15 protein-coding genes are annotated in these 17,242 nt (G+C 63.7%); 6 read left to right on the top strand and 9 right to left on the bottom strand.

Going from position 1 to position 17,242, the window contains the following annotated elements:
• Positions 1-60 precede the first annotated feature (60 nt).
• From GTP58_RS19075 to GTP58_RS19065, 3 genes are all read left to right on the top strand, one after another.
• Entirely contained in the window at positions 61-1,218 is a 1,158-nt protein-coding gene (locus tag GTP58_RS19075; RefSeq protein ID WP_161078771.1) for an MFS transporter, read from the top strand.
• A gap of 36 nt (positions 1,219-1,254) precedes the next feature.
• Positions 1,255-1,683 (top strand): VOC family protein, encoded by a 429-nt coding sequence (locus GTP58_RS19070; protein WP_161078770.1) that lies wholly within the window; start codon positions 1,255-1,257, stop codon positions 1,681-1,683.
• Positions 1,684-1,753: 70 nt separating this feature from the next.
• Entirely contained in the window at positions 1,754-2,185 is a 432-nt protein-coding gene (locus GTP58_RS19065) for a VOC family protein (RefSeq protein WP_161078769.1), read from the top strand.
• A 4-nt stretch (positions 2,186-2,189) separates the two neighbouring features.
• On the opposite strand, the gene GTP58_RS19060 is transcribed toward GTP58_RS19065, so the two are convergent.
• The 5 genes from GTP58_RS19060 to GTP58_RS19040 form a co-directional block, all read right to left on the bottom strand.
• Complete coding sequence (locus GTP58_RS19060) at positions 2,190-2,615, bottom strand: hypothetical protein (protein ID WP_161078768.1); 426 nt, start codon at positions 2,613-2,615, stop codon at positions 2,190-2,192.
• A gap of 37 nt (positions 2,616-2,652) precedes the next feature.
• Positions 2,653-3,633, bottom strand: coding sequence for a glycosyl hydrolase 53 family protein (locus GTP58_RS19055; RefSeq protein ID WP_161078767.1), 981 nt, complete (start codon positions 3,631-3,633; stop codon positions 2,653-2,655).
• Between the two features lie 92 nt (positions 3,634-3,725).
• The gene (locus tag GTP58_RS19050) at positions 3,726-4,607 is read right to left on the bottom strand and encodes an SMP-30/gluconolactonase/LRE family protein (protein ID WP_161078766.1); all 882 of its coding nucleotides are present in this window, start codon (positions 4,605-4,607) and stop codon (positions 3,726-3,728) included.
• A gap of 32 nt (positions 4,608-4,639) precedes the next feature.
• Entirely contained in the window at positions 4,640-5,260 is a 621-nt protein-coding gene (locus GTP58_RS19045; RefSeq protein ID WP_161078765.1) for a 2-dehydro-3-deoxy-6-phosphogalactonate aldolase, read from the bottom strand.
• Between the two features lie 2 nt (positions 5,261-5,262).
• On the bottom strand, positions 5,263-6,153 hold the full coding sequence (locus tag GTP58_RS19040) for a 2-dehydro-3-deoxygalactonokinase (RefSeq protein WP_161078764.1): 891 nt from the start codon (positions 6,151-6,153) through the stop codon (positions 5,263-5,265).
• Positions 6,154-6,367: 214 nt separating this feature from the next.
• Here GTP58_RS19040 and GTP58_RS31430 point away from each other — a divergent pair, with 214 nt between their 5' ends.
• Positions 6,368-6,946 carry a hypothetical protein gene (locus GTP58_RS31430; protein WP_229215639.1) on the top strand — a complete coding sequence of 193 codons (579 nt, stop codon included), beginning with the start codon at positions 6,368-6,370 and terminating at the stop codon, positions 6,944-6,946.
• A 6-nt stretch (positions 6,947-6,952) separates the two neighbouring features.
• Here GTP58_RS31430 and GTP58_RS19030 read toward each other — a convergent pair whose 3' ends face one another.
• The 4 genes from GTP58_RS19030 to GTP58_RS19015 all read right to left on the bottom strand — a co-directional run bounded on the left by GTP58_RS19030 (position 6,953) and on the right by GTP58_RS19015 (position 12,541).
• Positions 6,953-8,200 carry an MFS transporter gene (locus GTP58_RS19030; RefSeq protein WP_161078763.1) on the bottom strand — a complete coding sequence of 416 codons (1,248 nt, stop codon included), beginning with the start codon at positions 8,198-8,200 and terminating at the stop codon, positions 6,953-6,955.
• Entirely contained in the window at positions 8,197-8,736 is a 540-nt protein-coding gene (locus tag GTP58_RS19025; RefSeq protein WP_161078762.1) for a PadR family transcriptional regulator, read from the bottom strand. Before GTP58_RS19025 ends, GTP58_RS19030 begins: the two co-directional genes overlap by 4 nt.
• Before the next feature lie 190 nt (positions 8,737-8,926).
• Positions 8,927-10,801, bottom strand: coding sequence for a glucokinase (locus tag GTP58_RS19020; protein WP_072787799.1), 1,875 nt, complete (start codon positions 10,799-10,801; stop codon positions 8,927-8,929).
• 102 nt (positions 10,802-10,903) lie between these two features.
• Positions 10,904-12,541, bottom strand: a complete 1,638-nt coding sequence (locus tag GTP58_RS19015; RefSeq protein WP_161078761.1) for an alpha-glucosidase — start codon at positions 12,539-12,541, stop codon at positions 10,904-10,906.
• Between the two features lie 230 nt (positions 12,542-12,771).
• Between GTP58_RS19015 and GTP58_RS19010 the strand changes: the two genes are divergently transcribed.
• Positions 12,772-14,361, top strand: coding sequence for an oligopeptide:H+ symporter (locus tag GTP58_RS19010; RefSeq protein ID WP_161078929.1), 1,590 nt, complete (start codon positions 12,772-12,774; stop codon positions 14,359-14,361).
• A gap of 154 nt (positions 14,362-14,515) precedes the next feature.
• Complete coding sequence (locus tag GTP58_RS19005; protein WP_161078928.1) at positions 14,516-17,239, top strand: alpha-1,6-glucosidase domain-containing protein; 2,724 nt, start codon at positions 14,516-14,518, stop codon at positions 17,237-17,239.
• Positions 17,240-17,242: the final 3 nt, after the last annotated feature.

Below are 17,242 nucleotides of genomic sequence, written 5' to 3'. Positions count from 1 at the left end.
CAAAAAGCCCGCGTTGGCCTCGGCCTCGCGGGCTTTTTTTACGTCTGCTAAACTGGCGCGATGCCTACCTCAGTCCGCCGCCGTTCCCTTCTCGCCGCCAGCAGCGCGCACGCCGTCCACGATGGCCTCACCGATCTGATCTATGTGTTGCTGCCGATCTGGCAGACCCAGTTTGCCATCAGCTATGCCATGATCGGCCTGCTGCGCGCATCCTACTCGGGCGTGATGGCGGGTTTCCAGTTGCTGGCCAGCCGCCTGGCGCGGCGCTGGGGACGCGAACGCATGCTGATCGGCGGTACCGCGCTGGCTGGTGCGGCGTATCTGATCGCCGGCCAGGCCGGCGGCCTCACCGTGCTGCTGCTGGCGCTGATGCTGGGCGGACTGGGCGCCAGCACGCAGCATCCGCTGGCCTCGTCGCTGGTCACCGATGCCTACGAGCCGGGCGGCGGCGTCAAGGAAGCGCTGTCCACCTACAACTTCGCCGGCGACATCGGTAAGACCCTGATACCGGGCGCGGTCGGCCTGCTGCTGGTGGCCGTAAGCTGGCAGACCAGCGTGACCCTGATCGGCGTGCTTGGCCTGGCGGCGGCGCTGCTGCTGTGGTGGCTGATCCCCGCGCCGGCCGAACTGCCCGCGCATGCGCAGCACGCGGCCAAGGCCACGCGCGGCAAGGGTTCGGCCAGCGGCCTGCGCGCGCTGCTGGCGACCGGCACGCTGGACAGCACGGTCCGCATGGGCTTTCTTACCTTCCTGCCGTTTCTGCTGAAAAGCAAGGGCGCCGGCACGGCCGGCATCGGCATCGCGCTGTCGCTGCTGTTTGTCGGCGGCGCGTTCGGCAAGCTGCTGTGCGGCTATCTGGGCGCGCGCATCGGCATGATGAAAACGGTGTGGGTCACCGAGTCGGCCACCTCGCTATGCATCGTGGCGGCCGTGTTCCTGCCGCTGACGGCGGTGATGGGCATGCTGCCGCTGCTGGGCTTGGCGTTGAACGGCACCTCGTCGGTGCTGTATGGCGCGGTGCCGGAGCTGGCAGCGCAAGGCAAGCGCGAACAGGCGTTCGCGTTGTTCTATACCGGCACGATCGGCGCGGGCGCCTTGTCGCCGGTGCTGTTTGGCCGCGTCGGCGATGTGATGGGCGTGCCGGTGGCGCTGCTGTCGCTGGCGGCGATCCTGCTGCTGACCTTGCCGCTATCGTGGCGCGTGCAAAAAGCACTCTGAGCTAAAATCGGCTGCCCGACCTTCAAGGAGCGCAGCATGGAAACCAACGAAATTCACCGCGGCCGATTGATCGATCACCTGCAACTGGTGGTGCGCGACCTGCCGGCATCGCAGAAGTTTTATACCGCCGTGCTGGAAGTGCTGGGCGTTCCGCTGGGCGGCACCGGGCCGGATTTTTTCTGGGCCGACGAACTCTTCGTGTCCACCGCCGACAGCCAGGCCGCACAAGGCGCGCTGACGGGCCGCCACCACCTGGCGTTCCAGGCGCAAGACCGCGCCATGGTCGAGGCCTTCTACCAGGCCGCGCTGGCCAACGGCGGCAAGGACAATGGCGGCCCAGGTGAGCGGCCCTACCATCCCGGCTACTACGCCGCCTTCGTGCTGGACCCGGACGGCAACAATATCGAAGCCGTATTCCACGGCGCCGCCAAACGCAGCGCACCGTCAGTGCACATCACGTTCTGACACGCTACTGACAGAAACTGACAGGTCCACTGAATAGAATGAGTTTCACTTTTCTTTCAGGAGACCTTCAATGAAACCAAGCACTGTCAGCGCTGTCGCCCACCTCAACTTCCGTGGCGAGGCGCGCGAGGCGCTCCATTTTTACCAGTCCGTATTTGGCGGTGAAGTCATGGCCATGAGCTACAAGGATTTCGGCCAGGTGAGCAACGAGGCGGAAGCAGACCAGCTGATCTGGGGTCAGGTCGCCGCGGACAACGGCTTCCGCATCATGGCCTACGACGTGCCATCGGCCACGCCTTACAATCCAGGCCAGAACGCCTTCCTGGTGGCGCTGGAAACGCAGACGCCGGAACAGCTCAGGGCTTACTGGGACAAGATCGCCAACGGCGCCACCATCACCGTGCCGCTGGCGCCAGCCCAATGGACGCAACTGTTCGGCATGCTGACCGACCGCTTTGGCGTTGCCTGGTCCCTGAGCGTCGCCATGCAGCACAACAGCTAAGCCGTCAGGCGTCGTGGTAAGCCGCTTCGAGTTCTTCGCGGCGCGGGGCGTCGGCGATGTGCAGGATCAGCGTGAGATTGAGGTCGTGGGCGGGATGGATGGCGCGGTGCCGGGCGAACCAGAACGCTTCTTCGAGTTCCTCGTCTTCGTGCGCGGTGACGAAGACGCGCTGCGCTTCCGGCACGTCTTCATAATGCACCGCTTCCTGCGCGGCGTCGTCAATGGCTTCGCGCCACTGCTCGCAGTCCTTGCCCCAGACCAGCGCATACAGGCAGCCGGAGTCGATGAGCCAGCGGCTGACGTCCCACATCATGGTTTCATGAACGTCGGTGTCAACCACCACGACGGCTTTAAATTGGCGCAAGCCCTCCAGCGCCGGCAGGTCGCTGGAGGGGCTCAGGTGCAGATATTTGAGGACGGAATTCAGCATGACGGCATTTTCGCCTGATCCGCCACGTCCCGCAAGCTTAGAACGGGTCCAGCGCCACCGTGAACTTGCCGCTCGCATCCAGCGCGCCCATGGTGTAGCCCTGCCAGCCCGGATACGCCTGCGGCTCCCAGTAAAACACCCCCAGGCCATTCGCGCCCAGCGCCTTGGTCTTGGTCAGCAAGTCGGACAGCATGGCTTTCGAAGTGGCCGCCTGGGTCCAGTCCATGCCCACTTCCGTCACCATCACCGGCTTGGCGTAGCGCGCCACCATGTCCCACATATTGGTGGAGAGCTTGCTGTTGTAGCTGGCCCAGTCCGCTGCAGGCGGATAGTGCGACATACCGATCACATCCCACTTGGCGCCGGCCGCCTTGACGCCATCAAAGAACCAGCGGAACACGGCGTTGTCGTAGCCATTGGCCAGGTGCAGTATCACTTGCGCATTCGGGTACACCGCCTTGGCTGCGCTGTAGCCATTGTTGATCAGACCGGCCAGGTTGCTGAAGCTCGTGGTCTTCCCTTCGGGCCATAGCATGCCACTGTTGATCTCATTGCCGACCTGTACCCACGACACCGTGATGCCATTGGTCTTGAGGTAGTTCAGGATGCCGTAAGTGTGGCTGTAGACATCGCTGTTGAGCTGCGCCAGCGTGTGGCTGGCCCACGCGGCCGGCTTGGTCTGCTGGCCGGGATCGGCCCAGCTGTCGCTGTAGTGGAAATCGATCAGGATGCGCTGGCCCTGGGCGGCGGCACGCTTGGCCTTGTACAGCACATCGGCGCCATCGTTCCAGCCGCCGCTCGGGTTGACCCACACGCGCAGGCGGATCGCATTGACCTGCAAATTCTTGAGCAGCACAAACGGGTCGGTCTTCACGCTGCTGCTGTTGTAGAACGCATAGCCACTAGACTCCTGTTGGCTAACCCAGCTGACATCAGCGCCATTGGCAAAGGTGGCACTGCGCGCGGACAGGGCGAACGCCAGCCCGCATGCTGCGAACAGCAATGCTTTCAGTTTCATAAAGTCTCCAGTATTGTCGTTTTAACGGGATGAACACATCCCCGCCGCATCGCGCAGCGTCTTGCAACAGCGGTTACAGCAGAGATGTAGGGCTAGCCGAAGCGGGCGGCGGGCACGCCAGCCACATCGACCCGCACGGCAAACACGGCGCCGGTCAGCGGATGCGCTGCCAGCTGCTCGGGCGTGTTGTCTTCACGTGCGGTGGTGATGAACAGGGTTTTCAGGTCGGCGCCGCCCAAGGTGCACGAGGCCGGATTGCGCACGGGCATGGCGATGGTGTCCAGCAGCTCGCCGGCCGGCGAGTAGCGGCACACGCGGCTGCCGCCCCATTGCGCGATCCAGACGCAGCCTTCGCTGTCGACCGTCATGCCATCGGGCGAACCTTCGCCTTCGCCAAACGTGCGCCATACGCGCGGCGCACCCAGCGTGCCGTCGGCGGCCAGCGCGTAGCTGTAGATGCGGCCCTCGTAGCTGTCGGTGTGGTACATGGTGGCGCCATCCAGGCTGAAGCTGGGGCCATTGCAGATGTGGTAGCCCTCGTCCGCCACCTGCAGCGAGTTGTCGGGATCGAGGCGGAACAGCTTGCCCACGGCCTGCTGGTAGTCGTGGTTGTGCATGGAGCCGGCCCAGAGCCGGCCGGCACTGTCGGCCTTGGCGTCATTCATGCGCAAGCCGCTGCCTTCGGCAAACGGGCGATGCAGGTATTCGATGCGCAGCTCCGGCTCCAGCCAGATGCGGGCGATGCCATCGCGCAGGCCGGCCATGAAGCCGTCGCCGTCGCGGCGCGCGATCAGCCAGCACATATAGTCTGGCATGGCCCAGCTGCGGCGCTGGCCGCTGCCGGCTTCCAGCGCGTGCAGCATCTGCTGCTTGAGATCGACAAAGTACAGACGGTTCTGCTCCGCCATCCACAGCGGGCCTTCGCCCAGTTGCGCGCCCACTTCCCACAGGCACTGCACGTCATGCTTGCTCATCGGTCTGCTTCCCTGATTTTAGACAGCCGTCATCATACGACTAAAGCGCGCCAGGTGTGGACAAAGGCATCGGCACGCTCACGGAGTTCGTCCAGCGTCACTCCGGGCGTGTACAGATTGCTGCCGATCCCGAAGCCGGTGGCGCCCGCCTTGAGCCAGCCAGCCATGGTGTCGGGCGCAACGCCCCCCACGGGCCACAGCGGCGTACCGGCCGGCAGCACGCTCTTGAGCGCCTTGATGCCGCCGTGCCCCACGGATTCGGCCGGGAACAGTTTCAGCGCATGGGCGCCGGCCTCCAGCGCGGCAAACGCTTCGGTGGGCGTGGCCACGCCGGGCGCGCAATACATGCCAAGGCCGGCGGCGCGGCGGATCACGGCCGGCACGCAGTTCGGCGACACCAGCAGGCGCCCGCCCGCCGCATGCACCGCGTCCACATGGTCGACGTTCAGCATGGTGCCGCCGCCGACCAGCGTGTCCGGCAAGTCCAGCTTGACGATGGCGGCAATGGCGTCGAGCGCGCCTGGGCGGTTCAACGGCACTTCCAGCGCGCGGAAACCCGATGTGTGCAGCACCTGGGCCACCTCCACGGCTTCGGTAGGATTGAGGCCGCGCAGGATGGCGACCAGGGGTGTGGTGGGATGGGAAATCGTCATGCTCACGCCTGCTGAATGAATTGGGAAAGTGCGCTGCAATACACCTGGTGCGGGTCAAGCACCGTGCACGGCAAGCCGAAATGGCGGGCGGCGCTGTCATAGCGCGCGGCCAGCGCGGGGGAACCGATCACGGTAATGCCCTGCCCGGCGCCACGCGCGGCGGCAAATTCGGCGCCGATCAGCAGGCCGCTCACGGTGGCCGCCGCCAGTTGGGCCGGCGCCGTGCGCGACACCACGCCCGCGCGCACGCGGAACAGGCTGTTCGACAGCGGCTCGTTGCGCGCCGCCTGATGCAGGCCGATGGCAAAGCCCTCGGCATCGCTGCTGTCGCCGTCCATCATGGCCGCCAGGGTGCCGCCCGCCGACAGCATGGCAAACAGCTCGCCCGTCATATAGGTGGCAAAGGACTGGATCACGCCATCGCGCAGCAGCACCCATTTGCTATGGGTGCCCGGCAGCACGATCCAGCCATCGCGGCGGCCCAGGGCGATGGCGCCGAGCAGCTGGGTTTCTTCGCCGCGCATCACATCGGCCGCCGCACCAGCGCGGTACACATAGCCGGGCACGATGCGGCAGCGGCCGGTCCAGGCCGGATCGGTGACGGCCGCCAGATGCTGCGGCAGCTGGACCAGCGGCACGGTGGCGTCGAGATAAGCTACCTCCTGCCAGCCGGACGCACTGCCCACCATGCCGGACAGGATGACTGGCACATCGTGCGCCAGCTGCATGGCGGCCAGCAGGCTGGCCAGCGATGCGCCGAACTTGTCGCGGCCGCCCACGGCCAGCATGCCCTGGCCATCTTCATGCTCCGCCAGGCAGGCGCCGCTTTGATCGATGAGATAGGCGCGCCGGTTGCTCGTGCCCCAGTCTATCCCCACTATATGCTTGTTCACTAGGCGTATCCTTTACTGATGCTGGACCGATGGTACGAAAAAGCCGGGACCGCGGCCAATGAATAATCTCGCCGGATGAATACCAAAATAATATAGGCACGCCACGCAACAATGTCGAAAAGTCAAGTTATGACGCGTAAAAAAGGGGCAAAAGTTGCCCCTGCTGTGCCTTTGGTTTAGTATGGCCGTCAATCACACGTCTCATCGTCTCCTCATGGAATTAAGCAAGCAGTCCTCCCGCAAATTCATCATCGCCGGCGTGGCGACGACCGTAATTGCGCTGGGTTTGGCCGCCTATTTCAGCAGCGCGCCCTCGGCCGAATCACAGGTCAAAATCAAGCTCCCCGTGACGCCGTCAGCCAGCGCCAGCAGCGCGGCCTCGGCCAGCAAGGCCGCGTCCGTGGCGGCGCCGCACCGTCCTGCCGAAATCAAGGATCCGGCTCCGCCAGCGGAACCGCGCGCCATCCGCACCAAAGAGCAAGGCGCGGCCGCGCTGATGGCGCTGCCGGAACTGCAGGCATGGTCGGCGCTGATTGAAAAGAACTCCAGCGGCAAGGCCCATGGCGGCCTGCTGGAATATGATCCGGCGCCACGCAAGCTCAACGGCAAAAACTACTGGCAGTTCAGCTACGTGGAAAACAGCGCAGAATCCGCGCTGCGCTGGGAAAGCTTCCTGGTATCGTCCAGCGACGACGAGATCCTGGTGGAAGACGCCACCAACGACGAAGTCATCAGCCTGGCACGCTGGCGCCGCGAGAAGCATCCGGCCAAGCGCACCAGCATGGGCAACTAGCTCACACTACGCCGCCTTCACCCCATTGACCGGCGCTGCCTGCGGTGCAGCGCCGCGTACCTGCCCTACCCACAGCACCGTCAGCAGCGCCATGCCGGCCGCAATCCAGCCATTCCAGCCATAGCCGCTGATCTGGCCGGACGCCTGCGTGTGCAGCGTCAGCCCGCCCAGCAGCGCGCCCAGCCCCGTACCTACCTGCTGGATGGCGGCATTCGCGCTCAGGAAAGCGCCGCGGCGCGAGGGCTCCGGCACCGTCGTCATCAGCGCCTGCATGGGAATATTGCGGCCCGACGCCAGCACCATGAAGAACGGGAAGAACAGCACCACGCCGATCAGCGGCATCACCGGCATATGCGTCATGAACAGCACCGGCAGGATGAACAGCAGCGAAACGATGCGGTACACCTTGTGCGCGCCGGCACGGTCCGACCACTTGCCCAGCATGCGCGCCGTGAAGAAGGTGGTGAGGCCGCCCGCCAGGTAGACATAGGTAATCTCGGCCGGCTGCAAGCCGACGTTATTCACCAGCACCGGCGAAATAAACGGAATCACCATCATGCCCGTCATCATATTCACGGCCGACAGCAGGAACGCCTTGAGGTGCTTGGGCTCGCGGTACAGCGCCACCAGATTGGGCAGCACCGCCGACAGCGGCGGACGGTTCACCAGATGGCCGTCCATGGCCGGCAGCACGCGCGCGGCCAGCAGCAGGATCGGCAGCGAGCACAGGACCAGGATGTAAAACGGCGAGGCCCAGCCATAGTGGGCGGCCAGCATCACACCGGTCGGCACGCCCGCCACCGAGGCCATGCTGAACGACGTCATCACCACGCCCGTCGCGGCGCCACGGCGGTTGGCGGGAATCAGATCGCCGATGATGGCCATGACGATGGCGCCAAGGATGCCGCCGGTCAGCCCGGCGAACGCGCGCGACAGCACCAGCATATGGAAGCTGGTCGCAGCAGCGCACGCCAGATTGGACAGCGTGAACAACGCAAACACCGTCAGCAGCAGCTTGCGGCGGTCGAAGCGGTCGATATACATCGCCGCCGCGAGACCGGAAATACCGGCACACCAGGCATAGGCCGACACCGCGCCCGAGACCGCGGCCGGTTCGATCTGAAACGCGCGCATCAGCTGCGGCGCCAGCGGCATCATGACCATAAAGTCCATGATGACAGTGAACTGCGTCAGCGCGAGCAACCACAGGAGCAGGCGCTCGCGCGCCGGAGTGAGAGGGAGCGTGGCGTTCATAGTGCGTTGATATCCTCAACTGCCTTGCGCAGGATGGCGCGGATCTGCTCGATCCGCTCCTGATTGTGATTACTGGCGCGGGCCTGCTCGATGGCAGCGTGCTTAAGCTCATGCATCGCACTGCGCAAGCCTTCGCGGTGCTCATCGCCTTCCGCCATGCGGGCCAGAATGGCATCCACGAACTGACGGTTCTCCGCCAGGAAAGCCTCGCCTTCCGGCGTAATGGTATGCAGCTTCTTATTCCCATCCGGCGTCGCAACGACATGGCCCATATCCAGCAGCATGGACAGCAAGGGATAGATGGCGCCCGGGCTAGGCGTATAGCTACCACCGGAGCGCTGCTCCAGTTCCTTAATGATTTCATAGCCATGGCGCGGCTTCTCGGCGATCAGCTGCAGCACCACATAGCGCATCGCGCCAGCGTCAAACATTTTCGGCCCACGGCCACGCGGCCCCGGGCCATGCGGCCCGCCATGATGGTGATGATGCCCATGCGGTCCGTGAGGACGATGGTGATGATGTTTAAATCCAAACATGAGCTACCCCTTAAGATATAACGTATTAAGATATATCTTAACTGATTACGAAAGAACTTCAAGTAGCGATTTGTAACAGCAAAAAAAACGGGGTCAGGTCCGTCATTTCTACACGGACTCGGCTGTAACGCGCGTTACAGCCGAGTCCGTGTAGAAATGACGGACCTGACCCCGGAATGTTTAGATGCGTTTAGCTGTCGAGATGGGAGATCAACAGGCGGCGGTTGTCGGCTTCGCCGCTGCTGCTCTTGTGCTCGACCACGAGGCGCGAGTTCTGCGCGTCCAGCGAGATGCCGACGGACAGAATGTCGATCAGCAGCAGTTGCAAGATGCGCGAGATCATCGACAGGAAGGTGGTGCTGTCTTCCGTGTGGTCCACCGACAGGCAGACGCTGGCTTTTTTCGCCAGCGGCGAGTTGCTGGAGGTGATGGCGATGACGTCCGCCCCCGCCGCACGCGCCGCGTCCACTGCCGCCAGCAGATCCGGCAGCTTGCCGGAGTTGGAGATGGCGATGACCACGTCGCCCGGATTCAGCAGTTCGGCCGCCAGCGTCAGCAAATGCGAATCGCCATATGCCGACGTCGGAATCCGGAAGCGGAAGAATTTGTGCTGGCCATCCAGCGCCACCACGCGCGAATTGCCCATGGCGTAGAACTCGACGCGCTTGGCTTTGGCCACCAGCGCGATTGCCTTGTCCAGCGAACGCACGTCGAGCTGGTCGCGGAATTTCAGGATCGCCGACACGGTGTTGTCAATCACCTTGGCGCTCAGGTCGTGTGTGCTGTCGCTCACGCGCACCTGGCTGTGACGCACGGGAATCGCCCCCGTCAGGCTGCTGGCAAATTTGAGCTTGAAGTCAGCCAGGCCGAGGAAGCCCAGCGAGCGGCAGAAGCGGATCACGGTCGGCTGGCTCACTTCGGCCAGGCGCGCGATATCGGCAATCGGTTCGTTCAGCACCAGGCGCGGCTGCTCCAGCACCAGTTGCGCGACGCGCTGCTCGGCCGGCGTCAGTTCGTGCTGCAGATGCTGCACGCGCTCCATCAGCGTGTTGGCGCCGCTGCGGCCGCGCAGGTGCTCTGACAGGATCGTCGCCACGCCATAGAACGCCGGATTCGGCGTGGTGATGACATAGGTCGGGATCTCCGCCAGATAGCTGGTGAAACGGCCCTTGGCTTCAAAGCGCGCACGGAACGGCGAGGTGGTGAACCACTCGCCCAGGCGCGGCACAATGCCGCCGCCGATGAACATGCCGCCAAACGCACCCAGCGTCACGGCGAGGTTGGCGGTGGCGCCGCCCAGCATGGCGCAGAAGCATTCCAGCACTTCCAGGCACAGCGGATCTTTATCCGTAAGTGCACCGGCGATAATCTCTTGCGAGGTCAGGTCGCGCACCTGGCGGCCATTACGCTTGGCGATGGCGCGGTAGATGATTTCCATGCCGGGGCCGGAGATCAGGCGTTCGGTCGATACGTGCGACCAGGTCTGCCACGCGTATTGCAGGATCGCGTACTCGCGCTCGTCGGCTGGCGCAAAGTTGGTGTGGCCGCCTTCGGAACCCAGCGTGACGAAACCATCAACGGTGGGGATCACGCCCGACACACCCAGGCCGGTGCCCGGTCCCAGCACGCCGATCACGGAATTGGAGGCTGGCTTGCCGCCGCCGACCTGCATCAGGTCTGCCGGTTTCAGGCCGGGCAAGGACATCGCCAGCGCGGTGAAGTCGTTCACCACCAGCAGCGTGTGCAGGCCGAGCGCGCGGCGCACTTCGTCGGTGGAGAATTCCCACGCGCGGTTGGTCATACGCACGTAGTCGCCGCTGACCGGGTTGGCCACCGCCAGCGCCGCGTGATTCAGGTTGACGCCAGCATGGTCCGCCAGATACGAACGCAGCATGGCCACGATATCCGGGAAGTCGTCGCACTTGAGCACCCGCACGGCGCGGAATTCGCCCGGCGCGGTCTGCAATGCGAAGCGGGCGTGGGTGGCGCCGATGTCGGCCAGCAGGCGCGGGCCGTCGGCAAAGGCGGTACGATTCAGTTTTTGATCTACTTCAGCTTGTTTCATCGTCGGTTCAGTCAAAACAGTTGGCGGAAGCATACCTGAAATACGTGGTGTTAAGAAGGAAACGATACATAACGTTATCGTTTCCTCCCTCTATGCCGCAGCTCAGGCCGCGTAGCCGAACCAGGCGCCGTACGCTGGCAGCGTGACCTTGCCATCCTGCGCGCTGCCCGGCAGGCCATAACCTTGCAATTGCTCGGCGCCAGCCGTTGCCGGCACATCGACCGTGACCGCCTCGCCGCCCAGGTTGAAGACGGCGATGATGCTGCGCTCACCAGCCAGATCGCGGCGCAGCGCCAGCACCGGTTCCGGCGTATCGAAGAAGACGATGTCGCCACGCAGCAGTTGCGGATGCTGGCGGCGCCACGCCGTGAATGCGCGGGTAAACGCCAGCGACGATGCCGCATCCTGCTCCTGCACCGACGCCGCCTTGGCCAGGTGATCCGGCGACACCGGCAGCCATGGCTTGCCGGTCGTGAAGCCGCCGTTGTCGCCATCAGTCCAGGCGATCGGCGTGCGGCAGCCGTCGCGGCCCTTGAACTCGGGCCAGAAGGTGATGCCGTACGGGTCTTGCAGCAGTTCGTAAGGCACGTCCGCTTCGGCAAACGCCAGCTCGTCGCCCTGATACAGGCACGGCGTGCCTTTCAGCGACAGCTGCATCGCCAGCACCAGCTTGGCGAACGCCTGCGGCGCCGCCGGGCCGCCCCAGCGCGAGGCCACGCGCGGCACGTCGTGATTGCCGACCGACCAGGAAGCCCAGCCGCCCTTGACGCGCGCCTCGAACTGCTCCACCTGCTCGCGGATGTGATGCGACGACATCAGGTTGACCAGCAGGTTGAAGCTGTACGCCATGTGCAGCTTGTCGCCGCCGGCCGTGTACTCCGCCATGGTGGCCAGCGAATCGTCGGAACCCACTTCGCCGATCGACACCGCCTGGTACTCGTCCAGCAGCGCGCGCAGCTGCTGCAGGAAGGGCACGTTTTCCGGCTGGGTCTTGTCGTGGTCATGCGCCTGCATGCCGTACGGGTTGACGTCCGTCACGGTGATCGAATCGCGGTTGGTGGCTGGCGGGTTGTCGCGCAGCTGCTGGTCGTGGAAGTGGTAGTTGCAAGCGTCCAGACGGATGCCGTCAACGCCGCGCTCGAGCCAGAAACGCAGCGCCGCCAGGTGCGCCTGCTGCACCTCCGGATTATGGAAGTTCAGCTGCGGCTGGCTGACGAGGAAGTTGTGCATGTAGTACTGGCGGCGGCGCGTATCCCACTGCCAGGCGGAGCCGCCAAACACGGACAGCCAGTTATTCGGTGGATTGCCGTCCGGTTTGGGATCGGCCCACACATACCAGTCAGCCTTGGGATTGTCGCGGCTGGCGCGGCTTTCCTTGAACCACGAATGCTCTTCGGCCGTGTGCGCCATGACCTGGTCAATCATGATCTTGAGGCCCAGGCTGTGCGCCTTGGCGATCAGCACGTCAAAGTCGGCCAGCGTGCCGAACAGCGGATCGACGTCGCAGTAATCGGCAATGTCGTAGCCAAAGTCCTTCATCGGCGATTTGAAGAATGGCGAAATCCAGACGATGTCCACGCCCAGCGATGCGATATAGTCCAGCCTTGCCGTAATCCCGGGCAAGTCGCCCACGCCGTCACCGTTGCTGTCCATATAACTACGTGGATAAACCTGGTAGATGATCGCATCGCGATACCAGTCTGCAGCGTGCGGGGAAACTTGAGTAAGTTGCTTAGTCATAAGAAAATCCGGGGTTGGCAAGCGAGAATATTGATTTTGTAGACAATATACATCACGAAAATCAATTTTTCAATGCGTACCCAGCTTAGCGATTATTACAAATAACCGTTAAAAAACAAAAACTTAATGATTTCCACCGAAATCCTTGAGATAAAAAATAGTAGTCAAACTACACAACTTCAGGAGTAGATATAGTGAGCAACGAAATGAGCACGGCCGGCAACGGCCCCATGCCCCGGCAAATCCCTTACATCATCGCCAACGAAGGCTGCGAGCGGTTCAGCTTTTACGGCATGCGCAACATCCTGACGCCGTTCCTGCTCAGTACCCTGCTGCTGTTCATCCCGATCAGCGACCGCACCACCGAAGCCAAGCACGTGTTCCATACCTTCGTGATCGGCGTCTACTTCTTCCCGCTGCTGGGCGGCTGGATCGCCGACCGTTTCTGGGGCAAGTACAAAACCGTGTTCTGGTTCAGCCTGATCTACGTGGCCGGCCATGCCTGCCTGGCGATTTTTGAGCACAATCTCGAAGGCTTCTACCTTGGCCTGGCGCTGATCGCGTTTGGTTCCGGCGGCATCAAGCCGCTGGTGGTGTCGTTTGTCGGCGACCAGTTCGACCAGACCAACAAGAACCGCGCCAAGGTGGTGTTTGACGCCTTCTACTGGATCATCAACTTCGGCTCCTTCTTTGCCTCGCTGCTGATGCCATTGTTCCTGCGCGACTATGGTCCGGCCGTGGCGTTCGGCATTCCCGGCATCCTGATGGCGATTGCCACGATCGTGTTCTGGGCCGGCCGCAAAAAATACGTGCACGTGCCGCCGCAGGCGCCGAATCCCGACTCGTTCAGCAGCGTGGCCCGCACCGCCCTGCTGGCGCGCGCACCGGGCCAGTCGCGTCCAGGCCTGATGGTGGCCGGCGCCGGCGCCGTCGCTGCCGTGGCATCGCTGTGCATGACGCCTTCGTGGGGCTTCGTGATTGCCGCCTGCACCGCACTGGTACTGGTGCTGGCATTTGGCGGCATCGGCGTTTCGATGCAGCTGGAGCGCGCGCGCGGCCAGCACACCGACGCCGCCGTGGAAGGCGTACGCTCGGTGCTGCGCATCCTGATCGTGTTTGCCATGATTACGCCATTCTGGTCGTTGTTCGACCAGAAAGCCTCGACCTGGATCGTCCAGGCCAACGCCATGGAAAGCCCGCTGCTGTCCATCCTGGGCTGGGAGTTCAAGCTGCTGCCGGCGCAGATGCAGGCCGTGAATCCGATTCTCGTGATGCTGCTGATCCCGTTCAACAACGTCGCCCTGTTCCCGCTCATGCGCCTGGTCGGCATCACACCGACGCCGCTGCGCCGCATGGGGCTGGGCATCGCGCTGTCGGCCCTGGCCTGGGTGGTGATCGGCATGATCCAGCTGTGGATGGATGGCGGCGACAAGGTCTCCATCCTGTGGCAGTTGCTGCCGTACGCGCTGCTGACCTTGGGCGAAGTGCTGGTGTCCGCCACCGGCCTGGAATTCGCCTACAGCCAGGCGCCCGCCTCCATGAAAGGCATCATCCTGAGCTTCTGGTACCTGGCCGTCACGGTCGGCAACCTGTGGGTGTTGATCGTCAATTCCGGCGTCAAGAACGACACCGTGGGCGCCTGGATCGCCGGTAGCGGCCTGAGTGCGATCGCCTTCCAGATGTTCTTCTTTGCCGCGTTCGCCGCCGTTGTCGCCGCGCTGTTCGCGCTCTATGCACTGCGCTACAGAATGGTCGACAACTACCGCGTCAGCGCACCGCCAAGCTTCTGCTATCCCGCCACCGATAAAAAAGAAGGCTAATCCGCACGCTCAATGAGGGAGCCGCCGGCATACACCCTACGTATCGAAACTACAGATTCTGGAGTACCATAGCCGCCAATTTCACGGGTAGATGTGATGAAACTGTAATCACACTACCTCTATTGACGGTTTAGGGAGATGGGATATGGGTAGTATGCGGGCGGCTTGGCGGGTTTCTTTGGGAAGCGCACTGGCGCTGTCTGGTGCGGCGGCTTGCGCAGCGCCGACACTGGCAGACTGCGATGGGCCATACGCCACCACGCTGCGCGCCACGCCCATCACCGATGCCCGCGCCTACTGGCTTAACCGCCAGCTGCTCAAATGGCCAGGCGCAGACAGCGCCGGCATCTTCAAGCTGTACTACTCCACCAATGCGCTGCTGCGCGCCGCCTCCGGATCACGCGTGACCGGCGCCGATGGCGTCATCACGCTGACACGCTTTGACGGCGAGCTGCCTGCCGCCACCGCGCAGCGCTTCAAGTTTACCGGCGACGGCCCGGTGCTGACCGTCGCTGCCACCGACACCGCGCATCTGCCCACCATGCTCACCCAGCAAGTGATGCTGGTGCTGGAAGCGGAAAACGGCACTGTGCGCGACGCCACCACCTTGCAGATCGCCGGTGCGCTGGATGACGTCTACGCGGGCGCCGCCAAGGCCACCGACCTTGGCGTCACCGTCGGCGCGCGCGATGCCGGCTTCAAACTGTGGGCGCCGACCGCGCAGAACGTGGCCGTCTGCACCTATGCCAGCGGCGCCGGCAAGGCCAGCGCCATCACACCGATGACGCGCGATCACGCCACCGGCATCTGGTCTGCGCGCGCCGGCGCCAGCGGCCAGTACTACCAATACCTGGTCGATGTGGTGGCGCCGTCCGCAGGCCTGGTACGCAACCTCGTCACCGATCCGTATTCCATCAGCCTGACCACGGACTCCAGGCGCAGCTACATCGCCAGCCTCAATGACGCCAGGCTCAAACCCGCCGGCTGGGACGCGGCACCCGCGCCCAGCAAGGTCGCCGCGCAAACCGACATGACCGTCTACGAACTGCATGTGCGCGACTTTTCCGTCAACGACAATACCGTCAGCGCCGCCAACCGCGGCAAATACCTGGCCTTCACCGAGGCCGGCTCCAACGGCATGAAACACCTGGCCGCGCTGAGCAAGGCCGGCATGACCGACATCCACCTGCTGCCCGTGTATGACATCGGCAGCGTGCCCGAACTGGGTTGCGTCGATCCGGAAATCGCCGTCGCAGCCGCCGACAGCGAGGTGCAGCAGGCCGCCATCGAGCAGGTGAAGTTCAAGGACTGCTACAACTGGGGCTATGACCCGTTCCACTACAACGCGCCCGAAGGCAGCTACAGCAGCAATCCCGCCGATGGCGCCAAACGCATCGTCGAGTTCCGCCAGATGGTGCAGGCGCTGCACAAGACCGGCCTGCGCGTCGGCATGGACGTGGTCTACAACCACACCTACATCGCCGGACAAAACGAGAAGTCCGTGCTGGACCGCGTGGTCCCCGGCTACTACCACCGCCTCAACGCCAGCGGCGCCATCGAACGCTCCACCTGCTGCGACAACACCGCCACCGAAAACCTCATGATGGGCAAGCTGATGGTGGACTCGGCCGCGCTATGGGCCAAACACTACAGGATCGACTCGTTCCGCTTCGACCTGATGGGCCACCAGCCGCGCGCGGTGATGGAGCAGTTGCAGGCCGCTGCCGACAAAGCCGCAGGCAAGCATGTGAACCTGATCGGCGAAGGCTGGAACTTCGGCGAGGTGGCCGACGGCGCGCGATTCGTGCAAGCCTCCCAGCTGTCGCTGAACGGCAGCGGCATCGGCACCTTCAGCGACCGTGGCCGCGATGCCGTGCGTGGCGGCGGCGCCGGTGACAGTGGCGTGCAGCTCATCACCCAGCAGGGCTACATCAATGGCCTGGTCTACGACGCCAATGAACAGGCGCCGCAGCGCCCGGCCGCAGACCTGCTGCACGCCGCCGACATGGTAAAGGTCGGCCTGGCCGGCACCATCCGCAGCTACCCATTGACCATCGCCGACGGCCGCACTGTCGCGCTGCAGGACATGGTCTACGGCGGCAACCAGCCGGCCGGCTATGCCAGCGAGCCGGGTGAAACCGTCAACTACGTCGAGAACCACGACAACCAGACTCTGTACGACATCAACGCCTTCAAGCTGCCGCAAGCCACCAGCGCGCGCGAACGCGCACAAGTGCAGATGCTCGGCGCCGCCATCAACGCCTTCAGCCAGGGCGTGGCCTACTTCCACGCAGGCTTCGACATCCTGCGTTCCAAATCGCTGGACCGCAACAGCTTTGAATCGGGCGACTGGTTCAATCGCCTGGACTGGAGCTATCAGGACAACTACTACGGCACCGGCCTGCCGCCCGCCGCCGACAACGGCAAGGACTACGCGCTGCTCAAGCCACTGCTGAACAACGCCGGCATCAAACCAGCGCCAGCGGACATCGCCTATGCGCGCGACGTGTTCCGCGACCTGCTGGCCATCCGCGCCAGCAGCACGCTGTTCCGCCTGCGCACGGCACAGGACATCAAACAGCGCCTGCGCTTCTTCAACACCGGCCCGCAGCAGGTGCCGACCGTGATCGCCGCCCACCTTGACGGCAAAGGCTACAAGGGTGCGCGCTACAAATCCATCACCTACCTGATCAACGTCGACAAAACCGCGCAGCAAATCACCATCGCCGAAGAACAAAACCGCAACTACGCGCTGCATCCCGTGCAAGCCGGCATGGCCGCAGGGGACAAACGCTTGATCCGTGAAGCCAAGTACGACAAAAGCACGGGAACCTTCACGCTGCCCGCACGCAGCGCCGTGGTTTTCGTAGAAAATTAAGGG

This window comes from Duganella sp. CY15W (genome assembly GCF_009857555.1).
GTDB lineage: Bacteria > Pseudomonadota > Gammaproteobacteria > Burkholderiales > Burkholderiaceae_D > Rugamonas > Rugamonas sacchari.
The sequence above is the reverse complement of the archived record's forward strand: the minus strand, read 5'-3'. Positions and strand labels throughout refer to the sequence as shown.

Excerpts from the sequence above, each read along its gene's own strand:
- GTP58_RS19075 (WP_161078771.1), top strand. The coding sequence starts at position 61 with ATGCCTACCTCAGTCCGCCGCCGTTCCCTTCTCGCCGCCAGCAGCGCG.
- GTP58_RS19070 (WP_161078770.1), top strand. The coding sequence starts at position 1,255 with ATGGAAACCAACGAAATTCACCGCGGCCGATTGATCGATCACCTGCAA.
- GTP58_RS19065 (WP_161078769.1), top strand. The coding sequence starts at position 1,754 with ATGAAACCAAGCACTGTCAGCGCTGTCGCCCACCTCAACTTCCGTGGC.
- GTP58_RS19060 (WP_161078768.1), bottom strand. The coding sequence starts at position 2,615 with ATGCTGAATTCCGTCCTCAAATATCTGCACCTGAGCCCCTCCAGCGAC.
- GTP58_RS19055 (WP_161078767.1), bottom strand. The coding sequence starts at position 3,633 with ATGAAACTGAAAGCATTGCTGTTCGCAGCATGCGGGCTGGCGTTCGCC.
- GTP58_RS19050 (WP_161078766.1), bottom strand. The coding sequence starts at position 4,607 with ATGAGCAAGCATGACGTGCAGTGCCTGTGGGAAGTGGGCGCGCAACTG.
- GTP58_RS19045 (WP_161078765.1), bottom strand. The coding sequence starts at position 5,260 with ATGACGATTTCCCATCCCACCACACCCCTGGTCGCCATCCTGCGCGGC.
- GTP58_RS31430 (WP_229215639.1), top strand. The coding sequence starts at position 6,368 with ATGGAATTAAGCAAGCAGTCCTCCCGCAAATTCATCATCGCCGGCGTG.
- GTP58_RS19030 (WP_161078763.1), bottom strand. The coding sequence starts at position 8,200 with ATGAACGCCACGCTCCCTCTCACTCCGGCGCGCGAGCGCCTGCTCCTG.
- GTP58_RS19025 (WP_161078762.1), bottom strand. The coding sequence starts at position 8,736 with ATGTTTGGATTTAAACATCATCACCATCGTCCTCACGGACCGCATGGG.
- GTP58_RS19020 (WP_072787799.1), bottom strand. The coding sequence starts at position 10,801 with ATGAAACAAGCTGAAGTAGATCAAAAACTGAATCGTACCGCCTTTGCC.
- GTP58_RS19015 (WP_161078761.1), bottom strand. The coding sequence starts at position 12,541 with ATGACTAAGCAACTTACTCAAGTTTCCCCGCACGCTGCAGACTGGTAT.
- GTP58_RS19010 (WP_161078929.1), top strand. The coding sequence starts at position 12,772 with ATGCCCCGGCAAATCCCTTACATCATCGCCAACGAAGGCTGCGAGCGG.
- GTP58_RS19005 (WP_161078928.1), top strand. The coding sequence starts at position 14,516 with ATGCGGGCGGCTTGGCGGGTTTCTTTGGGAAGCGCACTGGCGCTGTCT.